The sequence below is a fragment of the Mycobacterium sp. GA-1841 genome (genome assembly GCF_001954135.1).
Taxonomy (GTDB): Bacteria; Actinomycetota; Actinomycetes; order Mycobacteriales; family Mycobacteriaceae; genus Mycobacterium.
Genome location: NZ_MBEQ01000109.1, coordinates 14,633 through 34,089, shown reverse-complemented (window position 1 = coordinate 34,089; position 19,457 = coordinate 14,633). Strand labels below are relative to the sequence as shown.

16 protein-coding genes are annotated in these 19,457 nt (G+C 67.0%); 6 read left to right on the top strand and 10 right to left on the bottom strand.

The window, feature by feature from the left end; translation table 11 throughout:
• The first annotated feature begins 31 nt into the window (after positions 1–31).
• Both A5740_RS24450 and A5740_RS24445 read left to right on the top strand, forming a co-directional pair.
• Entirely contained in the window at positions 32–712 is a 681-nt protein-coding gene (locus A5740_RS24450; protein ID WP_254849323.1) for a gluconate 2-dehydrogenase subunit 3 family protein, read from the top strand.
• 85 nt (positions 713–797) lie between these two features.
• A complete protein-coding gene (locus A5740_RS24445; protein ID WP_254849329.1) occupies positions 798–2,348 on the top strand; it encodes a GMC family oxidoreductase in 1,551 nt (516 codons plus the stop codon).
• 81 nt (positions 2,349–2,429) lie between these two features.
• On the opposite strand, the gene A5740_RS24440 is transcribed toward A5740_RS24445, so the two are convergent.
• The 7 genes from A5740_RS24440 to prpD form a co-directional block, all read right to left on the bottom strand.
• Positions 2,430–3,080, bottom strand: a complete 651-nt coding sequence (locus A5740_RS24440; RefSeq protein WP_076198409.1) for a dihydrofolate reductase family protein — start codon at positions 3,078–3,080, stop codon at positions 2,430–2,432.
• A 78-nt stretch (positions 3,081–3,158) separates the two neighbouring features.
• On the bottom strand, positions 3,159–4,724 hold the full coding sequence (gene mbtM, locus A5740_RS24435) for a long-chain-fatty acid--ACP ligase MbtM (protein WP_076198407.1): 1,566 nt from the start codon (positions 4,722–4,724) through the stop codon (positions 3,159–3,161).
• Positions 4,721–5,047 (bottom strand): acyl carrier protein, encoded by a 327-nt coding sequence (locus tag A5740_RS24430; RefSeq protein ID WP_256386382.1) that lies wholly within the window; start codon positions 5,045–5,047, stop codon positions 4,721–4,723. The genes mbtM and A5740_RS24430 overlap by 4 nt, the downstream gene beginning before the upstream one ends.
• A 38-nt stretch (positions 5,048–5,085) precedes the next feature.
• The gene (locus A5740_RS24425; RefSeq protein WP_076198404.1) at positions 5,086–5,682 is read right to left on the bottom strand and encodes a GNAT family N-acetyltransferase; all 597 of its coding nucleotides are present in this window, start codon (positions 5,680–5,682) and stop codon (positions 5,086–5,088) included.
• Between the two features lie 665 nt (positions 5,683–6,347).
• Positions 6,348–7,481 carry a bifunctional 2-methylcitrate synthase/citrate synthase gene (locus tag A5740_RS24420; protein WP_076198403.1) on the bottom strand — a complete coding sequence of 378 codons (1,134 nt, stop codon included), beginning with the start codon at positions 7,479–7,481 and terminating at the stop codon, positions 6,348–6,350.
• Positions 7,478–8,395, bottom strand: coding sequence for a methylisocitrate lyase (gene prpB / locus A5740_RS24415; RefSeq protein ID WP_076198402.1), 918 nt, complete (start codon positions 8,393–8,395; stop codon positions 7,478–7,480). Before prpB ends, A5740_RS24420 begins: the two co-directional genes overlap by 4 nt.
• Before the next feature lie 92 nt (positions 8,396–8,487).
• On the bottom strand, positions 8,488–9,996 hold the full coding sequence (gene prpD / locus A5740_RS24410) for a 2-methylcitrate dehydratase PrpD (protein ID WP_076198401.1): 1,509 nt from the start codon (positions 9,994–9,996) through the stop codon (positions 8,488–8,490).
• 120 nt (positions 9,997–10,116) lie between these two features.
• Between prpD and A5740_RS24405 the strand changes: the two genes are divergently transcribed.
• Positions 10,117–11,526, top strand: a complete 1,410-nt coding sequence (locus A5740_RS24405; protein WP_076198470.1) for a short-chain fatty acyl-CoA regulator family protein — start codon at positions 10,117–10,119, stop codon at positions 11,524–11,526.
• Between the two features lie 23 nt (positions 11,527–11,549).
• Positions 11,550–12,275 carry a DUF2275 domain-containing protein gene (locus tag A5740_RS24400; RefSeq protein ID WP_139335328.1) on the top strand — a complete coding sequence of 242 codons (726 nt, stop codon included), beginning with the start codon at positions 11,550–11,552 and terminating at the stop codon, positions 12,273–12,275.
• Positions 12,276–12,279: 4 nt separating this feature from the next.
• Here the strand turns inward: A5740_RS24400 and A5740_RS24395 are convergent, their stop codons facing one another.
• A complete protein-coding gene (locus tag A5740_RS24395; protein ID WP_076198400.1) occupies positions 12,280–12,915 on the bottom strand; it encodes a DUF5134 domain-containing protein in 636 nt (211 codons plus the stop codon).
• 170 nt (positions 12,916–13,085) lie between these two features.
• Here A5740_RS24395 and A5740_RS24390 point away from each other — a divergent pair, with 170 nt between their 5' ends.
• Positions 13,086–15,041, top strand: a complete 1,956-nt coding sequence (locus A5740_RS24390; protein WP_139335327.1) for a cytochrome c oxidase assembly protein — start codon at positions 13,086–13,088, stop codon at positions 15,039–15,041.
• Positions 15,042–15,053: 12 nt separating this feature from the next.
• Here A5740_RS24390 and A5740_RS24385 read toward each other — a convergent pair whose 3' ends face one another.
• The gene (locus A5740_RS24385; protein ID WP_076198398.1) at positions 15,054–17,342 is read right to left on the bottom strand and encodes a cation-translocating P-type ATPase; all 2,289 of its coding nucleotides are present in this window, start codon (positions 17,340–17,342) and stop codon (positions 15,054–15,056) included.
• 97 nt (positions 17,343–17,439) lie between these two features.
• Here A5740_RS24385 and sigC point away from each other — a divergent pair, with 97 nt between their 5' ends.
• Positions 17,440–17,994, top strand: coding sequence for an RNA polymerase sigma factor SigC (gene sigC / locus A5740_RS24380; protein ID WP_076198466.1), 555 nt, complete (start codon positions 17,440–17,442; stop codon positions 17,992–17,994).
• On the opposite strand, the gene A5740_RS24375 is transcribed toward sigC, so the two are convergent.
• Positions 17,991–19,457: a PepSY domain-containing protein gene (locus A5740_RS24375; protein WP_076198397.1), complete on the bottom strand. Its 1,467-nt coding sequence runs from the start codon at positions 19,455–19,457 to the stop codon at positions 17,991–17,993. The genes sigC and A5740_RS24375 overlap by 4 nt on opposite strands.

Below are 19,457 nucleotides of genomic sequence, written 5' to 3'. Positions count from 1 at the left end.
GATGTGGTTTCGTACGACGGAACAACAGGGTGTGACCCCGCAGGGGCGGGGCAGGTTCGACGGATTCGATGTACTGGCCCGGGCCGACGACTGGGATCAGGTGACGGCTGGAGCCGTGCTGTCCCGGCTGGCGTTGCCTGCGAGCCTGGCCTTCTTCACCCCGGCGGAGGTGGGAGTGGCCAAACCGATGTTGGATCTGCTGCTGGCCCAAGACGGTGAACCGCGCGTCCCGGTGCTGGCCATGATCGACGCGCGGCTGGCGACCGATGAAACCGACGGCTGGCACTACGACGACATGCCCGAGGACCGGCAGGCCTGGCGGGACAGCCTGGCGGGTTTGGATACCGACGCCCGCAAGCGCTATCAGCTGGGCTTCGCCGAACTCGACGACCACAGCCAGGCCCGGTTGCTCCAGGACGTCCAAGACCTGGCCCACCGCGGTGAGTCTTGGCATGGCACCTCGGCAGGCCATGTCTGGAGTTTGTGGACCCGATTCGCGTGCACGGCCTTCTACTCACATCCGTGGACCTGGAACGAGATGGGCTTCCCCGGGCCGGCCTACCCGCGCGGCTATCTCAACCCCGGTATCAACGCCCGCGAACGATTCGAAGTGGGTGACCACCGGCCCGCCGATCCGGTGCCGTTCGCCGTCCGCGCCGAACGGGCCCGCCGTCTCGACGACGATCTGCCCGACCGGGGCTCCGATGGATAGCTTGGCGGCGGTGCGCCGCCGCAACGCCTCGGCGTGGCTGATACCCAACGACGGGTCCCGCACCAACCACCGGTTGCGGGCCGATATGCGCCGCTACCACGCGGACGACGAAGTCGATGTGGTGATCGTGGGTGCCGGGGCGGGCGGCGCGACGCTCGGTCAACGCCTGGCACGAGCGGGATGGACCGTGGTGCTCATCGACGCCGGCCCGTTCTGGAACCCCGACACCGACTGGGTCAGCGACGAACGCGGGTCGCACGGCCTGTATTGGACCGATCCACGCCAGATCGGCGGCGCGGACCCGGTTCCGCTGGGATCGAACAACTCTGGCCGCGGTGTCGGTGGGTCGATGGTGCACTACGCCGGCTACACGCCCCGGTTTCATCCGTCCGACTTCCACACCCACAGCGTTGACGGGGTCGGTGCCGACTGGCCGATCGACTACGACGACCTGCGCAGTTACTACGAGCAGATCGAGGCGGAATTGCCGGTGGCCGGGCAAGACTGGCCGTGGGGTGAGCCCCACACCTACCCGCACCGCCCGCATCCGGTCAGCGGCAACGGTCTGGTGGCCTTGCGCGGAGCCCGTGCGATGGGCATCGACATGCGAGTCGGTCCGGTGGCAATCCCCAACGGGCGCTTCGGTAACCGGCCGCACTGTATCTACCGTGGCTTCTGCATCCAGGGATGCAAGGTCAATGCCAAGGCCAGCCCGTTGATCACCCACATCCCGGACGCGTTGGCCCACGGCGCCGAGATCCGACCCGACAGCCATGTCACCCGGATTCAGGTGGACGACCGGCAGCGCCGTGCGACCGGGGTGGAATACCTGCACGACGGGACCTTGCACCAGCAGCGTGCACGGGCCGTGGTGGTCGCCGGCTACGCCATCGAAACTCCTCGGCTGCTGCTGCTTTCGGCGACCTCCAGGTACCCGCAGGGTCTGGGTAACGAGCATGATCACGTCGGTCGCCACGTCATGGTGCAGGGCGCCCCACAGGTGGCCGGACGCTTCGAAGACGAGATCCGGATGTACAAGGCACCGCCGCCTGAAGCCAGCACCGAGCAGTTCTACGAGACCGATCCCACCAAACCCTACCGCCGCGGCTTCTCCATCCAGAACGTCAGCCCCCTGCCGATCACCTGGTCCGAACATGTGGCTGCACAGGGGCATTGGGGGCAGACGTTGCGCGAGTACATGCGTGACTATGTGCATTGGGCCACCCTGGGCGCCCTGTGCGAGTTGCTGCCTCAGCCGGACAACCGGGTGACGCTCTCGGATGAGAAGGACCGCCACGACCTTCCGGTGGCGCATTTCAGCTACAGCCAGTGCGACAACGACAAGAAGCTGATCGCCGCAGCAACCGAGGTGATGTCCGACATGCTGCGCGCGGCCGGCGCAGAGGAAGTCATCACCATCGAGCGCTACGCCCATCTGGTGGGCGGTGCCCGGATGGCCTCTAGGCCCGAGGACGGGGTCATCGATCCCGAGCATCGGGTCTTCGGGGTGGACCGACTCTACGTCGTGGACGGCAGCGTGATGCCGACACAGGGAGCGGCCAACCCGGCCCTGACCATCATGGCGCTGGCCGCGCGGGCAGCCGACCTGATGGTCGGGCATGCCGCGCGATCCTAGCGAAGAGCTCCAAAAGGTGGTGATCCCCGTGATCCCGCCATGCACCGAGCGCGCGTCGGACCACCGGCGCGGCTGAAGCGGTCACCTGCGCCAGAACAGATGATGGGTGACCGCACCGCCGGGGCTCGGGACCACATCGTGGTGGAACCGGTCGTCGAGCTCGTCGGGCGACTCCCACAGTCGCGACCCGCTTCCCAACTCGACCGGCGACACCGCGACATGCAGGGTGTCGATCAGGTCGGCGTCGAGGAACTGGCGGATGGTGCTCGCTCCCCCGCCCAACCGGACGTCCTTGCCCTGTGCGGCGGCTCGCGCCTGCTCCAACACGGTCGCCGGAGCCCCGTCGACGAAATGGAAAGTTGTGTCGGACAAACGCAACGATGGCCGCTCATGGTGAGTCAACACGAACACCGGCGTGTGAAACGGCGGCTCCTCGCCCCACCAGCCCTCCCAGTCGGCGTGATCCTCCCACGGGCCGCGATAGGGACTGAACTTGTTGCGGCCCATGATCTCGGCACCGATGTTGTGGTGAAAGTCCCGGGTGAGGTAGTCGTCCAGGCCGCGACTCCCACCGGGCTCCGTCCGGTTGGGCCAGCTCGCCGTGGCACCGGCCCAGGCGAACATCTCGTCAGGCTCGGCGTGCCCGAACGGTCGCTCGAAACTCTGGTTCTCTCCGGCGCCGAACCCGTCGCCGGAGACGTTGAAGTTCTGGACCTTGAGCAGCTGGACCACGTGTTATCTCCCGTTCAGTCAACAATCGATGTTGATTGGACTCGAGAGCAGGGTAGAACTCATCGCACCCGGCCGGCGCTACCGCGTGGCCTCCAGTTGACGACGGACTTCGAGTCGACGCAGTTTCCCCGACGAGGTGCGGGGCAACGACCCGGGCGACATCAACACCACATCTGCGGGCGTGACACCGCACACGGACACCACGCGACGGATCACGGCGCTGCGAGTGGTGTCCTGTTCGGTTCCGATGAACTCCGCTGCCACCAGCAGGCGTGATTGCGCGGCGCCGGATTCCGTGCCGACGGCGACGACCGCTCCTTCGCGGACACCGTCCACCTCGCCGACGACCTGTTCGATCTCGGTCGGGAAGATGTTGCGTCCCGCGATCGTGATGACCTCCTTGGAGCGCCCACAGATCACCAATGCACCGTCTACGAGATAGCCGATGTCCCCCGTCGGGAACCACTGGCCGTTGCTTGCGGCATCGACGGACGCGTTACCCAGGTAGGACGTCATCATCGACGAACCCCGGATCTCGACCTCGCCCGAAGCACCCGTCTCATCATGCGCAGACGGGACGATGCGGATCTCCATGCCCGGCACCGGGCGGCCCAGCAGCGCGTAACGTCGGCCGGTGTCCTCGGCGTCCGGAATGTCAATGCGCAGGCCTTCTCCGGGTGCGGGAATGGTCACCGCGCAGGTCGCCTCGGCCATCCCGTACGCGGGCGCCATGGCTCCCGCGTCGAAGCCGAACCTGCTCATTCCGATGGCAAACCGATCGACACCGGCACAGTCGACGGGCTCACCACCGTTGATCGCGATGCGCAGCGCACCGAGGTCGACGTCGGAGACGCGGTTGGCGAAACGGCCGAGCACCGAGTAGCCGAAGTTCGGCCCGGCGGTGAACGTCGCCGACGATTCGGACAGCCATTCGGCCCACCGCAGTGGTGCAGCCGAGAATGCGCCCGTGGGCGCCAGCCACAGCGGCATACCCGACATCGTCGACGCCAACACCATCGCCAGGCCCATGTCGTGATAGATCGGCAGCCAGGAGCAGCCGACATCGTTGCGGCTCAGTGACAGTCGCTGTGTGACAGCCAGAATGTTGTTGAGCACCGCCTCGGGCGGCAGCACCGCGGTCCGAGGCGTGCCGGTGGAACCGGCGGTGCCCTGCAGGATCGCCACCTCCGCATCGTCGGGATACCGGAGCTGTGTCGATGTCGATGTGCGTGCGGCATCGGCGACATCGCACACGGTCAGCGGTGAGCCCGCATCCCGCAACAACTGCAGCGTGGCGCCGTAGCTGAACACCGTCGTCACACCGATGCTGCTGAACCGGGACATCGTGGCGTGCGCCCACTCGGACGGTTCGGCACCACGCTGGGGACGCGGAAGCAGCGACACACCCGAACCCGCCAGCCACGAACCCTGAATGGCGGCGATCAATTCCACCGTCGGTTCGCCGACCAGGCCGACCGCGCCGGGCTGATCACGGCCCAACAGGTAGGCCGCAATGTGCTCGGCGAGCCCGTGTACTTCGGGCCAGGGGCGGCGCTGCCAGGTATCGGTGTCGCGATCCAGGACGACGAGATCATGCGGTGAGCCGACCATCGCCTCCCGCAGCGCACCTGCGAGCGGGTTCATGCCGCGCTCCTGTGGTCGATCACCGACTGCAGATCTCCTACCGTGCTGCAGGTGATGAGGTCCTCCTCGCTGAGCTGCACACCGAACTTCTCCTCGATGGTCACCAGTCCCACCGCGAATGACACCGAATCCATGCCGAGGTCATCGACGAGACGTGTACTGGCACTGAGTGATTGGCATGGGAGTTCGAGATCGTCACGCAGAATCGAGACCAACCCGTCGGATACAGCGGGTGATGTGGATGAATCGGTAGCGGTCATATGTGAATACCCGGCTGGGCGGCGGGACCCAGCCTCACCTTTCGTTTGCTTCTGTTGTCGGATCGCAACCGGCTGTCGTCAGCCGGAATGTGGAAATTGGTTCAAGCCATCCATTTCCGGGCGGTGGCCCGGTCGAGTTGGTAGAGCGCCATCCTGCGGTTGGACATCTCGTGTTCGCCGAGGAACCGACAACCGACGAACTCGCACAACCCGCGCACGGTGGCGTTGCGGTGGTCGGGGTCGAACATGATCCGCTCACAGTCGGGATCGGCGGTCAGCACACTCGCGACGATCTTCGGCAACAACATCGGGCCGAGGCCCCGGTTGACCAGCTCTTCATCGGCGATGGCCCCGTGCAAACCGAGGTCGTGCGGTTCACTGTCATACCGGTCGGCAATGGAATCCTTGGCAGCTCGGTAGATTTCGAGATAGCCGCGATCCACTCCACCGATACTGAGAACCAGCGGCAGCGAGTAGTTGCCCTCCACCTGAGCTTTCAGATGCCTGCGCCAGCGCTCGACCGGCCAGTCGTACTCCCAGGTCTGCGCCAGATGCGGGCGGTTCATCCACTCAGCGATCAATTCGGCATCGCCGTCGCCGGCAACTCGAATCTTGCTCGGCGGCAACAATTGTGGGACCGGTGGCGGCGGAGCGTGCCGCACGGCATCGGAAACAGCCTTGAGTTCCCGTGGAAGCACCGCATAGTCCGGCGGGTGCCCCTTATACCGCGCCAGCGTTGGAGCCGCGGCGTCCTCTGCCCGTGATGACGAGGTCGTCATGTAGCAGGCTGTGTTCGCCAACGCGGAAGACCAGTTGTGCTGCCCTGCAGTACTTCATCACACGTCAAATGCCCATCCCCCTATGTCCGGCTCAGGTCTGGGGCGCCACTTCAATGTGCCCGCCACGCCCGAACCCGCAGCCTCCTCAGATCAGCGAGGGTGAGACTAATCAAAACTCTTCCGATGGTGGGACGTCCCTTTCGGCACACTGGCCGAGTTCAGATGAAGCTCAAAACAACCGTCAATATTCTCGATGGTTTCAAAAAGCCCAGCACAACAGCGTTTTCCGCATCGCTCGGTGGCGCAACCAACTACCCGACGCTTCCGCCGGCCTTCGTCTCACGCACAACAGCTGTCATGCCTTCTCCGCGAACACCACGGCTGAGCGCGCGGGTGGGTTGTGGTCGGGGTTCTCCGTCGGTGGCACATCTCAGCCAATTCCGCGTCGGGGCGCTCGCAGGGATGTGGGCTATCCCACACTCGGATCAGGAATTGAGCACCCGATACATCACGCGAGCAGACACTCGGGTACCCGTTGAACGCACTTTCCGGGTGCTGGACTCTGCTCGCGGGAGAGCGTAGAACTACGCCAGAGCCCGTTGCGGATGTCCGCTGTATTCGCTGAGTGGCCGGATCAGTGCGTTCGAGCCCGCCTGCTCCATGATGTGGGCCGTCCAACCGGTGATGCGGCTCATCACGAAAAGCGGTGTGAAACTGGGGATGTCGAATCCCATCAGGTAGTACGCCGGCCCGGTCGGGAAGTCCAGGTTGGGTTTGATGCCGGTGGCGGCGAGCATGTTCTGCTCCAGGCGCTCGTAGAGGTCCAGCCACCGCTGACCGTCGCGCACCGCGGCCACGCACTGCAACGCGGCCTTCATGGTGGGCACCCGGGAATCGCCGTTCTTGTAGACCCGGTGCCCGAAACCCATCACCTTGTCTTTGCGGGACAGCTTGCCGTGCAACCACTGCGCGGCATTCTCGGCGCTGCCGATCTCGAGCATGTCGTGCATGACGGCCTCGTTGGCACCACCGTGCAGGGAGCCCTTGAGCGCACCGATCGCCGCCGTCACGGCGCTGTAGATGTCAGACTGCGTCGAGGTGACCACCCGCGCCGCGAACGTTGAGGCGTTGAAGCTGTGCTCGGCGTAGAGGATCATCGACTGCTCGAATGCCCTGACGATCACCGGGTCTGGCACCTCACCGAAGCACATGTTGAGGAAGTTCTCCGCGTAGCCCATGTGGCTGTGCGGGGCAATTGGTTCCAGCCCCCGACGGCGGCGTATGTCGGCTGCCACGATGGTCGGCAGCACCGCGAACATCCGCAGCGATTTGGCGAAATTGGCCGAAGGGGTGCTGTCGTCCTCCTCCGGGTCTTCGGCCCCGAGGTAACTGATCGCAGTCCTGACCACGTCCATCGGATGGCAATTGTCGGGAATCTTGGCCAGCAGGGACTGCATCGAGCGGTCGATGCGGCGTGAAGCCCGTTCCCGCTGACTGAACAGGGCCAGCTCCTGATCCGTCGGGAGTTCCCCGTGCCACAGCAGGTAGGCGACCTGCTCGAAGCTGCAGTGCGCCGCCAGATCCTGTACCGCATAACCCCGGTACGTCAGCGAGTTGGTTTCCGGGACCACCTTCGAGATGGCGGTGGTGTCGACCACCACCCCCGCCAAACCCTTGTGGACGCTCGGTGTCACGGTGTCGTTCGCGGTAGCGGTCATCGTGTCGCCCCTTGCAGCGAGAAATTGTAGATATCCGAGTCGAACTGGTTGTAGTCGTTGTAGCGCAGGAGCTCATACAGCCGGCTGCGGTGCTGCATCTGGTCGAGTAGGCTGGATTGCGTTCCTGCCGAACATATTTCGCGTAACCCGACTTCGACGGCATGCATTGCCAGGCGCAGCGTGGTCACGGGGTAGATCACCATGTTGTAGCCGATCTCGGACAACTGCTGTGTCGTCAGCAGCTCGGACTTTCCGAACTCGGTCATGTTGGCCAACAGTGGGACGTCGACCGCCTCGCGGAACTGCTCGAAATCCGCCGGGGTATGCAGCGCCTCGGTGAAGATCAGATCCGCGCCGGCATCGGCGTAGGCCTTGGCCCGCTCGATCGCCGCAGGGATCCCCTCGATCCCTGCGGCGTCGGTGCGGGCACAGACGATGAAGTTCGGATCACGTCGCGCCGAGACAGCCGCGCGTAGCCGCTTGACCATCTCGGCGGTCTCGACCACGGCTTTCCCGTCGAGATGCCCACACCGCTTCGGGTTGACCTGGTCCTCAAGGTGAAGACCGGCCAGACCCGCATCCTCGAGCAGAGTCGCGGTGCGGGCCGCACTCATCGGCTCACCAAATCCGGTGTCGGCGTCGATGAACGTGGGAAGGTCTGTGGCCGAGGCGATCTGAGCGCCGCGTCCGGTCACCTCGGTCAGGGTCGTCAACCCGATATCGGGCAGACCCAGGTCGGCGGAAAGGACCGCACCCGAGACGTAGACACCGTCGAAACCAATCTCGGCGATCAGCTTGGCCACCAACGGCGAAAACGCCCCCGGGAACCGAAGTAACCGGCCGGATTCGAGACCTCGGCGGAACTTTCGACGCTTCTCCGATGCCGGCGTCGTAGCGCCGAGCAACCCAGTCATCTCAAGTCCTCGCTCTTCGCGCAAGCGCTCATCGGTGCTGGTCTCTCTTCGCGCAAGCGCTCATCGGTGCTGTCCTCTCTTCGCGCAAGCGCTCATCGGTGGAAAATCCCCGAGGGAACCGTCGGCGCCTTCTCCAGCACCCGCGCGTCGACCCGCACGTTGAGCCCGCCCAGGCCACCGGATTTCGCCGCCGATACGTTCTCGGCCGCGGCAAGGAACCGCTTCTGCTCGTCGGCTTCGACGATCCCGTCAGCCAGCTCGGTGAACTTGGCGACGTACTGCTCACGCTCGAAGGGCCGTGCACCGAGCGGGTGGGCATCGGCGACCGCCAGCTCGTCGACGATCGTCTCGCCGCTCTTGAGAGTGATGACGGCCTTGGCGCCGAATGCCTTTTCCGCCGGATCATTCGAGTGGTAGCGCCGAGTCCATTCCGGGTCCTCGACGGTGGAGATCTTGCGCCACAGTTCGACGGTGTCGGGACGGTGTGCCCGCTCCGGCGCGTAGGACCGCTCGTGATGCCAGGTGCCGTCCTGTAGGGCGACGGCGAAGATGTACATCACCGAGTGATCGAGTGTTTCGCGGGACGCGTCGGGATCGAACTTCTGCGGGTCGTTGCTACCGGTGCCGATCACCACGTGGGTGTGGTGGCTGGTGTGCAGCACGATCGTGGCGATCTGGTCCAGGTCGCCGATACGTTCGCGCATCCGGCGGGCCAGGTCGATCGGTGCCTGACTCTGGTATTCGGCCGAATGTTCCTTGGTGTAGGTGTCCAGGATGGCGCGCTTCGGCTCGCCCGGGCCCGGCAGCGGGACCCGGTAGGTGTGGTCGGGGCCCGACAACATCCAGGCGATCACGCCGTCCTCGCCTTCCCAGATCGGGGCGGGGGAACCCTCACCGCGCATCGCGCGGTCGACGGCCTCGATCGCCACCTTGCCGGCCCAGGCCGGCGCGAAGGCTTTCCAACTGGAGATCAGCCCCTTGCGGGACTGCCGGGTGGCGGTGGTCAGGTGCAGCGCCTGACCGATCGCGGCGTAGATGGTCTCCCGGTCCAGACGCAGCATGGTGCCCAGACCGGCGGCCACCGACGGCCCCAGATGGGCGACATGGTCGATCTTGTGCTGGTGCAGGCAGATTCCCTTGACCAGGTCGACCTGCACCTCGTAGGCCGTGGCGATGCCGCGGATCAAATCGGCACCGGTGACGCCGAGGTGTTGGGCCACCGCGACCAGCGCGGGGATGTTGTCGCCCGGATGGGAGTACTCGGCGGCCAGGAAGGTGTCGTGGAAATCCAGCTCGCGGACCGCGACGCCGTTGGCCCACGCCGCCCATTCCGGCGACACGGCGCCCTCGACACCGAACACTGCCGCGCCGCGCGGCATCTTGTGCGCGAGCGCCTGGGCGCGGGCGACGGTCACCGGTCCTCGGATCACCGACGCGGCCGACACCGCGGCGTTGTCGATGATGCGATTGATCACCATCGACTCGGTCTCGGCCGGCACGGCGACCGGGTCGGCCGCCATCTCGGCAATCTTCCAGGCCAGGTGCTCGTGGCGCGGGAAGTCCTCGGCGCTGCGCCGGGTGCGTACCTCGTGGATCTCCATATTCCGCACGGTACGCATCCGCTGCGATCACCGAAACCACCGGTAGATGCGTATTTTTGTGTCCTTTGCCGAGCCCTTTTGCGAACGTTGCGAAAGTCGATCGGAGTAGTGTCACCGGCGGTGAGCAAGACATTCGCCGGCGCCCGTCTCCGGCGGCTACGCGACGAGCGAGGCCTGACGCAGGTCGCGCTGGCGCGTGCGCTGGGTCTGTCCACGAGCTACGTCAACCAACTTGAGAACGATCAACGCCCGATCACCGTCCCGGTGTTGTTGGCGCTGTCCGATCGTTTCGATCTGCCCACCCACTACTTCGCCCCCGATGCCGACGCCCGGCTGGTGGCCGACCTGCGGGAGATCCTGGCCGACGGCCCGGCCACCACCGCACAGATCGAAGAACTCGTCGCCCGCATGCCCGAGGTGGGTCAGACGATGGTGAGCCTGCACCGCCGGTTGCACGATGCCACCGCCGAATTGGAGGCGGTGCACGGGCGGACCAACCTGGATGCGCAGGCCGGTACCCAGCAGCCGATGCCGTTCGAAGAGGTCCGTGACTTCTTCTACGACCGGCGTAACTACGTCGATGCGCTCGACCGCGCCGCCGAAGACCTCTTCATCCGTCACGGGCTGCAGATCGGGGGGCTCGACCGGCAACTGGCCGACCTACTGGCCGGACAGTTCGGCATCTCGGTGATCGTGGACGACGGAGATGCCCTGGGCCCCAACGTGAAGCGCCGTTACCACCCCGCGGCCGCAACCTTGCATGTGGCGCGCTGGCTGCTACCCGGTCAACGCGCATTTCAACTCGCCACCCAGATCGCCCTGCTGCTGCATTCCGAATTGATCACCGCCATCGTCGCCACCGATGACCAGTTGAGCCCAGAGGCACGGGAGGTCGCCCGGATCGGGCTGGCCAACTACTTCGCCGGCGCACTCCTGCTGCCCTACCGCATGTTCCTGGCCGCCGCCGAGGAGTTGCGCTATGACATCGATCAGCTCGCCCGCCGCTTCGAGATGGGATTCGAGACCGTCTGCCATCGGTTGTCGACGCTGCAGCGACCCGAGGCCCGCGGTATCCCATTCATCTTCGTCCGCACCGACAGCGCGGGGAACATCTCGAAGCGCCAGTCCGCCACGGCGTTTCACTTCTCGCGGGTCGGCGGCAACTGTCCGCTGTGGGTGGTACACCACGCATTCGCCCGTCCCGGCGAATTTCTCACCCAGGTGGCCCAGATGCCCGACGGTCGCAGTTACTTCTGGATCGCGAGGACGTCCGTCTCGGCGCCGAGCCGCTACCTGGGCACGGCCAAGAGTTTCGCCATCGGCCTCGGCTGCGATCTGGCCCATGCCGACAAGCTGGTCTACTCGGTGGGTATCGATCTCGGCGATCCGGCAGCCACGGTGCCGATCGGGGCGGGGTGTCGGATCTGTGATCGACCGGCCTGCCCCCAGCGGGCGTTCCCGTATGTGGGCCGGCCGGTGGTCGTCGATCCCCAGACCAGCAGCAATCTGCCCTACCCACCGGCGCTGTAGCGGATGTGCAATTCCCGAGGCCGATGCGGGACAATGAGCTCGTGGACTGTGTGGTGGCTCGAGAAGCGCTTTCGGCGCGCCTCGACGGGGAACGGGAGCCCGTTCCCTCCGCACGCGTCGACGAACATCTTCGCGATTGCCAGGACTGCACCGACTGGTATGACCGCGCCGGCGCGCTGGCGGGGAAGTTCCGGGACCTGGCTGACGGCGCCCTCATCGGTGCGGTGAGTGCGCCGGCGCAGCGCCGGACGAGTGCGCCGGCCCGCCTCGGCCACTGGTTGGGCCGGCACCTGTTGTCCATCGCGATCGTGGCCATCGGCGTGGTCCAGCTGGGTCTTGCGGCCGCTCAAGCGGCGGGTGTGAATTTCGGGATGGTCGCGGCGCATCACGGCTCGGCCAGCGGGGCGCATCTGTTGAACGAGTCCACGGCGTGGTCGGCCGCACTGGGGATCACCACGATCGCCATGGCGTTCCGCCGCCGGATCGCGCCGGGTCTGGCCGCGGTGCTGGTGGTCTACTGCGGGTTCCTCGGCTACTACGTGGTGACAGACGCCCTCGCCGGGCAGGTGACCGCGGTACGGGTGCTGAGTCATCTACCGGTGGCGCTGGCCGCGATCGCGTCGATCCTGGTGTCACGCACGGTTCGCCCCGGCGATCCCTCCCCCGCGGTGGGCGAAGGTGCCGACGGATCGCAATCGGCCGCCCCCGGGCGTCGCCACCTGCGTGCGGCCGACGATCCGGCGGCCTGACCCGCTACACCATGACGCCGAACATGACTGCCATTCCGGCGGCCATCATCGCCCGGCACAGCATGCCGAAATGGCCGGACGACGGCATCTCCGAAGATTGACGACCCGCGAAATACCGGTACAGCCAGACCGCGACGGCGATCACGAACCCGACGGTGAGCGTCCAGTTGACAGCGTTGATCCACATCGGCTGCGCTACGCCATGTTCCATGGTTGCCGAGACGGCCTCCACCGTGTGGGCCGCCATGTGCATCGAATGCCCGTCATGTCCCGTCATGACCGGGTCGCCGTGAGCCACAAGCACATTGCCGTTCATCACGGCGTACATCCACACCATCGCCGACATCATGACGGCGTGGTAGCCGTTGACCAGACGGTCGCCGGACGTGGCAATTCTCATCACCCCGGTCAGGAACCAGACGGCGGCCGCCAGGAAGAAGAACATCGGGCCCACGGTGGGTAACTCGGCGCCGCGGGGCCAGGCCATCACCACCATCGCGACCGCCATCGCCAAGTGCAGCAACTGGCTCACTGCGATGCTCGGACGCTCGTGGGAGCGAGTGAAGGCGTAGACGCATTCAGCCGCGCTGAGCGCAAACAGCACCGTCACTACCCAGCGGAGTGCGAGATCGGCGATCATGTGAAATTCCTTCGTGCGTGGCGCGGCCACCGATGGGTGTGGCCCGTCCTTGAGTTGGTCGCAGCCGCGGTCGGGAAAGTTCCCGCACCGGCCGGCACTACGACATGTTGTCGTAGACTTTTCTGGCCGCGATGTTTCGACCGCTCCCGCGGCGAAAGGCCGGTTCGACAATGGCGCATGAGGGAACATCCGGTGCGGCCGCCGCGTGGTGGGCACGTGTGACGCTGTGTGGTGCCGCGATGGGTTGTGCCGCAGTGTTGGTGCTGTGCGCGTTGCCGCTCGGGGCGCAGCGCCTGGCTGCGGCGGGCATCGCAGATCCGGGTGCCGCGACCAACGCCGCGCGGCTGCTCGGACACTGGACCGCTTCCCTGGCCGCTGCCGTCTGTCTGGGTGCGCTGGTCTGGATCGTGACGACGGCAACGCCGCGCGACGACGGCCGGATCGACGCGTCGTCGTTCCCGGTGCATGTGCTCGTCGAACGCATGGCCATCGTTTGGGCCTGCGCGGCCACCGCCATGGTGGCCATCTGCGCGGCCGCGGACTCGGGAATCCCGCTCGGCCGGCTTGTGTCCGGCCCGGGTCTCGGCAGCGCCGTCGCCGCCTCCGAAGTGGCGCGTGGATGGTGCGTGGCAGCGCTGTGCGCCCTCACGCTGGCAGTTGGGGTGCGGTTCACGCTCCGCTGGATGGGCCACGGGGTGGCGTTGTTGCCGGCCCTGATCGGTGTGATCGCGGTTCCGGTGACCGGCAATGCCGGGCAGGGGCCCGACCATGACGTCGCCACCAGTGCCGTGATCGTGTTCGCCGTGGCGCTTGCGGTGTGGACCGGCACGAAGATTGTCTCGGCCGGACTGCGGGACGATGCGCGTCCCCGCCGGATTCAGGTGGTGCAACTGGCGTGCGGGGCGATCGCGCTCATCTACGGCGCGCTGCTGGCGACGCTGATGCTGGGCGGATCACCGATGTCGGCGTCCGGCTACGGGTGGGCCGTGCTGGTCGCCGGGACGTTGTCGGCACTGGTGTGGTTGAGCGACGCCGTGGTGCTGTGGACCGGGCGTGCCCCGACGCGGTGGCTGGACACAGTGTCTGCCGCGGCGATGATCGTCGTCGCCGCGGCCGTGGCCCTCGCGGCCAACAGCGTCCCGCCCCGGTTCACCGCTCACGCGTTCACCACGTGGGACATCTTCCTCGGCTATCAGCTCGACACACCGCCCAGTGCGCTCAGCCTGATCACACAGTGGCGGTTCGATCCGCTGATCGGCACGGCGGCGATCGTGCTCGCGCTGGGCTACCTGATCGCAGTGCTGCGGCTGCGGCGGCGCGGCGATCAGTGGCAGGTGGGCCGCACGATCGCCTGGACACTGGGCTGCGCAGCGCTGCTGATCACCACGAGTTCCGGTGTGCGCGCCTACGGGTCGGCGATGTTCAGCGTCCACATGGGCGAACACATGGCGCTGAACATGTTCATCCCGGTGCTGCTGGTGCTCGGCGCGCCCGTCACTCTCGCCCTTCGCGTACTGCCGGCGGCCTCGCACGATCAGACGCCGGGCCCGCGCGAATGGCTGATGTGGTTCCTCCATTCACCGGTGACGCGGTTCCTGTCGCATCCGGTGACGGCATTCGTCCTGTTCGTCGGCTCGCTGTACCTCGTCTACTTCACTCCGCTGTTCGACACCTTGATCCGGTACCACTGGGGCCACGAGTTCATGAGTGTGCACTTCTTGCTGACCGGCTATCTGTACTACTGGGGGATCATCGGCATCGACCCAGGCCCGCGGCGGCTCCCGTTCCTGGGGCGGCTGGGCCTGTTGTTCGCCGTGATGCCGTTCCATGCCTTCTTCGGTATCGCCACCATGACGATGAGCTCGGCGCTGGGCGAGGGCTTCTACCGATCCGTCGATCTGCCCTGGCTGCAGAGCATTACCGATGATCAGCACCTCGGCGGTGCGATCGCGTGGGGATCGAGCGAGTTGCCGGTGGTCATCGTGGTGGTGGCGCTGGTGGCCCAGTGGGCGCGTCAGGACCGCCGCATGGGAGCGCGTCAGGATCGCCACAGTGACCGGGGATACGACGACGACCTCGACGCCTACAACGCGATGCTGCAGGAACTTTCGCGCAGCAGGCGCTGAAACGCGAGTGCGTCAGCGGGATTCGTCGTCCGTCACACCGAACAGGTTGGCCTGGACCATGCCGTAGTTGCGCAACCGCAGGCTGTTGGACACGACCAGGAACGACGACACCGCCATCGCCGCACCGGCGATCAACGGGTTGAGCAGTCCGGCCGCGGCGATCGGGATCGCCGCGATGTTGTAGCCGAAGGCCCAGATCATGTTGACCCGGATGGTTCGCATGGTCGCCCGGGCCAGACCCAGGGCCTGCGGTACCGAGTCGAGATTGTCGCGGACCAGGATGATGTCGGCCGCACCGATGGCCACATCGGTGCCCCGGCCGATGGCCAGGCCGAGGTCGGCACACGCCAACGCCGGGCCATCGTTGATACCGTCACCGACCATCGCCACCACCCGGCCCTGATCGCGCAGTTTCTCGATCGCGCCGACCTTGTCCTCGGGGAGCACCTCGGCGACCACGTCGTCGATGCCCACCGCCGCACCGATTGCGGCGGCGGTGGCGGCGTTGTCACCGGTCAACAACATGGTTTTCATGCCCTCGGCATGCAGTTGTGCGACGGCTCCGGCCGCCGAGTCCTTGACGGCGTCGGCAACGCAGATGGCCGCGCACACGGTAGCGCCGCAGGCGACGAAGACCACTGTCTGGCCCTGTGATTCACCGGCCCGGCGCGCGGCGGCAAGGTTCGCCGGCACCACCCGGTCGCGGGTCACCCAGGCCGGACGGCCGACCGCCACGGCAACATCGTCCACCGAACCGCTCACCCCGTGGCCGGCGAACGCCTGAAAGTCCGCCACGTCGGCGATCTCATGACCGGCGCGGGCGCTGACGATCGCATGCGCAACCGGGTGTTCGGACGCGGACTCGACCGCTGCCGCGCGGGCGAGGACGTCGTCGGCGTCCCAGCCCTCGGCCGCGACGACGCGGATCACCTCTGGCGCTCCGGTGGTCAAGGTGCCGGTCTTGTCGAATACGACGGTGTCGACGGCCCGGATCGCCTCCAGCGCACGGTGTCCCTTGAGGAAGATCCCCAGCTGCGCGCCCCGCCCGGAGGCCACCATCATCGCGGTCGGCGTCGCCAGGCCCAGCGCGCACGGGCAGGCGATCACCAGCACCGCCAGGGCGGCCGATACGGCCCGATGCACGTCGCCGAGGGCCAACAGCCACCCGGCGGCGGTGACCGCGGCGACCACCAGCACACACGGCACGAACACCGCGGCGATGCGATCAGCCAACCGCTGGGCGTCGGCCTTCTGCGCCTGTGCCTGCTCGACCAGGCGGACCATCCCGGCGAACCGGGTGTCGGGTCCCACCGCGGCCGCCTCCACGACCAGTCGGCCGTCGAGCACCACGGTGCCGCCCACCACGCTCGAACCTTCGTGGGTCTGCACCGGTTTCGACTCTCCGGTCATCGCACTGACGTCGACGGCGGCGGCCCCGCTCACCACCAGGCCGTCGGCCGCGATGGCCTCACCGGGACGCACGACGAAACGCTGTCCCTCTTTGAGTTCGTCTGCGGGCAGCACGAGTTCGCTGCCGTCGGCAAGCAGCACCGTCACCGACTTGGCGCCGAGTGCGGCCAACGCCCGCAGCGCTCCCCCGGCCCGCGAGCGGGCACGGGCCTCGAAGTAACGGCCGGCGAGGACGAAAACGGTGACGCCCGCGGCCACCTCGAGATAGATGGCGTCACTGCCGAGCAGCGCCTGCCACACGCCTGCCGCGTGATACGTCTGATGGTCGAAGAAGATCGTGTACATGGACCAGACGGTGGCGGCGGTGACGCCGATGGAGATCAAGGTCTCCATCGTCGAGGTGCCGTACCGGGCGTTGCGCAGCGCGCTGCGGTGGAACGGCCATGCCGCCCACGTGACGATCGGCGCGGCCAGCGCGGTGAGTAACCATTGCCACCCGGTGAAACGGGTATCGGGCACGACGGCGAACATCACCGACAGATCGGCGAGGGGGATGAACAACACGGCCGCGATCGCGAGGCGGCGCAGCAGGCTACGGGCATGGTCGGCATCGGGATCGACGTCCGTCGTGGAGGTCTCGGTGCGGGGCGCCGCCTGGTAGCCGGCCCGCTCGATGACCGCACACAGTTCGTCGACTCGGACGTCCGGCGTGGCTTCCACGGTGGCAACGCGTGTGGCGAAGTTCACTGAGGCGCGGACGCCGTCGATCTTGTTGAGTTTGTTCTCCACCCGGGCAGCGCAGGCTCCGCACGACATCCCGGTGACATCGAGGGCAATGCGCTGGGCCGCCTCGTTGTCGAGGGCAGTTGCTGTTGTCACGACCACTCCCATTGCTCGCCACCGTGCCGGTGGCACATACCTCGCCGTCTGATTGGTCGTCGCGGTCCGATGCGAAGTTCCCGGGCGTCATCGAATAGTGTCGATCGTCGTGACGACCGAATACGGCGAGGACCACGTTACGCGGCTGGCGCTGGCCGCCGGACGCGGCGATTCGGAGGCCCTCGAGCAGTTCATTCGGTCCACTCAGCGCGACGTCTGGCGAACTGTCGCCTACCTCGGCGATTCCGGGTCGGCCGACGACCTGACGCAGGAGACGTTCATCCGCGCGATGTCCGCGCTCCCCCGGTTCGGTGGCCGCTCGTCCGCACGGACGTGGCTGTTGTCGATCGCGCGCCGCGTGGTGGTCGATCAGATCCGGCACAAGCAGAGCCGGCCGCGGACCCAGCACGGTGTGGACGTCGAGCAGGTGCTCGACAGCTACCGCCCGGTGGGCGGGTTCGAGCGGATGGTGGAGATCCGCCTGTTGGTGGACGGGCTGGACCCCGACCGTCGGCATGCACTGCTGCTCACGCAGGTCCTCGGCCTGACCTATGCAGAAGCCGCCGAGGTGTGCGGCTGCCCGGTGGGCACCATCCGGTCCCGGGTGGCTCGGGCCCGCGAAGACCTGATCGCCGCGGCCGAACGGGACGGCCTGACCGGCTAACCCGGCCGATCCTGGCGGCGCTGTTGCCGCCATCCGATCACGACGTCGACGGCGACGAACGCGGCCAGGCTCAACCCCAGTAGCGGCACGAACCAGCCGATGGCTGCCGCCGCGAACACCACCACCACCGCGGCGGCCGGGGGTAGTCCGGTGAGCACTCCGCGACGCGGCGCAGCACCGACGGGCCGTGGGCCGGCGGTGGGGCGCCGCTGCCACCACATCAAGTAGCCACGCACGATCACGGTGACCAGGGCGACGGCGAGTCCCAGCAGCAGGAGCTGGTTGGCCACGCCGAACAGTAGCCCCATGTGCAACTGGATGCCCCACGCCGCAAGTTTCGCGGCCACCGGCCAGTCGGCGAACCATGAAGTGTCGGTGATCTTTCCGGATGCGCCGTCGACGGCCACCGCGTTGTTCGACAGCACCCACGGTTGCCGGGTCTGCGCGACGGTGAAGGCGGTGTCGGTCGTGGCCGGGATGCTGACTTCGACGTTGCCGCCCACGCCCGCCTCACGCGCCGCGTCGAGGACCCGATCGATGTCCTCCACGCGCGCCGGGCCCCCGTGGCCGGCGGCAGGCATCGCTGCACTGTGATGTCCCTCGTGGCCCGACATCACAGCGTGCGCAGAACCGTTGAGTGCCGTCGACACCGTCGGCGTGGCCCACGACAACGCGGCGCGCAGAGCGGTGATGTTGTCGCCGGCGAACCGGGACCACGTGAGCCCGGTCGCCGACAGGAACAGCAGCCCCACCGCGATCCAGATCCCCACCGCGCCGTGCCAGTTCAGCGTCCGGAGCCGGCCCGACCGGGAACGGTCGGGCATCAGCAACCTGGCTTCGGTGTCGCCGCGGCGCCTCATGCGCCGGTATCTGCCCCACCACAGGAACACGCCGGCCAACGCGATCAGCCACAGCCACGACGCCGCGAGTTCGCTGTACCACCGGCCCGGTTCACCCAGGTGCAGGCTGCGGTGCAACTGGTCGATCCAGGTGCGCAGCGGCAGTGCACCGCTGCTGCCGTACACCGTCAGTTCGCCGTGCGAGGCGCCGGTCACGGGATCGATGAACACCGCATGACGTTCCGACTCCCCCAGTGCCGGGTCGTCGAACATCACCCGGGTGGTCTCCCCGGCCCCGGTGGCCGGCCGCACCGCGGTGACCGGCAGGTCTGGCCGCTCGGCTTGTGCGGAGCGGACCTGCACGGAGACGGGTAGCAGGTCGCCGCTGGTCGCGGTGCGCAAGTGATCGCGATAGACGAACTGCTCGATGCTGGGCGCCACCGCGTACAGTCCGCCGCTGATGGCCGCGATCAGCAGGAACGGGCCGACGAACATCCCGGCATAGAAGTGCAGACGCAGCAGGAACGCGCGATAGGGCGCCGTACCCGCGGCTGGTCGGGCAGGTGCCCCCGCCGCCGGCGTGTTCGCGCTGTCATCTGTTGTTGTCGACGGGGTCTCGGGCAT